This window comes from Pinirhizobacter sp. (assembly GCF_035317885.1).
Lineage (GTDB): Bacteria > Pseudomonadota > Gammaproteobacteria > Xanthomonadales > Rhodanobacteraceae > Pinirhizobacter.
Genome location: NZ_DATHFX010000172.1, coordinates 1 through 2,422, shown reverse-complemented (window position 1 = coordinate 2,422; position 2,422 = coordinate 1). Strand labels below are relative to the sequence as shown.

Genomic DNA, 2,422 nt, shown 5'->3' with positions numbered 1-2,422 from the left:
CACTGGAATCCGGGTTGCTGCGCGCGGTGGCGCGACTGCCAGAGAGCTGCGCGGCCTCGGGCGCCTGGCGTTGCGGGCCTTGCAATGACGCATCCCGTTTTTGTTGGCGTTATTCTGGAATGATGATTCAAGACTGAGGTGTAGGAAGGCGCTGCGTAGCCACCCTTTTTTGTCCAATTATGGAACGATCATTCAAACAAGGAGCAAGTCGATGAAAGCGGTCGTCATGAACGGTACCGGGGGCCGCGAGATGCTGGAGCATGTCGAGCGCCCGGACCCGGTGGCGGGTCCGGGCCAGGCGCTGGTCGATATCGCCTTCGCGGGCGTCAACTTCATGGACATCGGCGTTCGGCAAGGCATGGCCTGGACCGATACCCCCAACCCCAAGACCCTCGGCGTCGAAGGCGTCGGCTGGATCGTTGCGGTGGGCGACGGCGTCGAGGGCGTCTTACCTGGCCAGCGTGTGGCCTGGGCCTATGCGCCCGGGAGCTATGCGCAGCGGATCGCGATCCAGGCGGCATCGCTCGTGCCGGTCCCCGAAATGATCGACGATCGCACGGCCGCCGCGGTGATGATGCAGGGACTCACCGCCAGCCACTTCGCGACCGACTTCTATCCCGTGCGGCCGGGCGACGTCGCCTTCGTCCATGCGGCAGCGGGCGGACTGGGTCTGCTGCTGACCCAGATCGTCAAACTGCGGGGAGGCCATGTCATCGGAAGGGTGTCGTCGGATGACAAGGTCGCCGCGGTGAAGGAGGCCGGCGCCGATCACGTCATCGTCGACACCGAGGGCCGGTTCGCCGAGGAGGCGCTCCGCCTGACAAACGGCGAGGGCGTGCATGTCGTCTATGACGGATCCGGGCCGAAGACCTTCCAGGGATCGCTCGACGTGCTGCGCAAATCGGGCGTCTTGTGCTGGTATGGCCCCGTCCTCGGTGGGCCCGGGCCACTTGAGATCATGAGCCTGCCGAAAAGCATCAAGATCGGTTACGCGGTTTTCATGGACCACGTCCATACGCCGGAACTGCTGCGCGCTCGTTCGGCGCAGCTATTTGACTGGATCGCGGAAGGGAAGCTGAAGGTCCGGATTGGTAATGAGTATCCACTGGCGGACGCGGCCAGGGCGCATGCCGACATGGAAAGCCGCAAGACTACGGGCAAGCTGCTGCTCGTGCCATGACGGGTCAGGCGATTTAGCGCGGCTGGAGTTCCTGGCCGCTGATGGTGAAGTCGCTCGAGGATTGGCCAGGCCTTGGCTGGGAGCCACCGATGTAAAGCTGGTAGCGGCCCGGGCGAACGCGACGTTCGCCATTGGCGTCGACCAAGCTCAACGCGCGCGCATCGATCGAAAGATGCACCACGCGGGTTTTGCCCGCCGCGACGGAAACGCGCTGGAAGCCGACCAGTGCGCGGCGCGGTGCATCGATGGCGCCAGGGTAAGCGAGGTACGCCTGGACCACTTCTTCGCCGTCGCGTCGGCCGGCGTTACGCACTGTCACGCTTACATCCAACGGCTGACCCGCGTGGACGCGGGCGGTTGAAAGCACGGGAGCGTCGTAGGTGAACCGGGTATAGCTGAGGCCGTCGCCGAACGCGTAAAGCGGCTCACCCAGGAAATATCGGTAGGTCCTTCCCCTCATCGCATAGCTGGTGAACGAGGGGAGATCGCCGACGCTGCGATAGAACGTTACCGGCAACCGGCCCGCGGGATTGGCGACACCGGCGAGTATTCGTGCGATCGCGGTGCCGCCTTCCTCGCCGGGATACCAGGCCACGACGATGGCATCGGCATGCGCCTTGGCCCAGTTCAGGGCCACGGCGCTGCCGCTCATCAGCACCACCACCAAGGGCTTGCCGCTGCCTGCCGCGGCTTCCAGCAAGCGTTGCTGGGGGGCAGGCAGTTCAAGGTCGGTGCGGTCGCCGCCGGCGAAGCCGGGGACGTCCACTTTCAGTTCCTCGCCCTCAAGGCCCGGCGACAAGCCGACGAAGGCCACGACGGCGTCCACGCCGTCCATCGCGTGCCTGGCCTCGGCCAGTTGCGCATCGGCCGGGGCGCTCCATTGCAGGTGGATCCCTTCATCTTGGCCGTGTTCCCACTCCAGGCGCAGGTGTCGCGCGCGCGCGTCGGCGGCATGCAAAGTGGCTGAGGCGGTGTCGCCGTCGGCCTGGATCTGGGTGAGCAAGTGGTTGTCGACATACAGGCGAAGCTTGTCGTGCGCGTGGCAGTCATAGCAGCGGTCCACGATCACGCGCAGGGTGTAGTCGCCAGGCCCTGGCGGTAGCAGATCGCCCGACCAGCGCACGGCATAACCCTCGGTGGGCAGTCCCGTCGCGGGCGCGGCGTGATCCACATCCAGGTCGATCGTGGCATCGGTGCGCACCGCAACGGGCTTTGCCGTGAAGTCGTGCGTGGCAAAGTATT

At 65.4% G+C, this 2,422-nt stretch carries 2 protein-coding genes; one reads left to right on the top strand and one right to left on the bottom strand.

Annotated elements, in window-relative coordinates:
* Positions 1-211 precede the first annotated feature (211 nt).
* Positions 212-1,180, top strand: a complete 969-nt coding sequence (locus VK519_RS05335) for a quinone oxidoreductase family protein (protein WP_324348095.1) — start codon at positions 212-214, stop codon at positions 1,178-1,180.
* A gap of 13 nt (positions 1,181-1,193) precedes the next feature.
* On the opposite strand, the gene VK519_RS05330 is transcribed toward VK519_RS05335, so the two are convergent.
* The coding region (locus tag VK519_RS05330) for a glycoside hydrolase family 3 C-terminal domain-containing protein (protein ID WP_324348094.1) at positions 1,194-2,422 on the bottom strand (1,229 nt) is incomplete at its 5' end.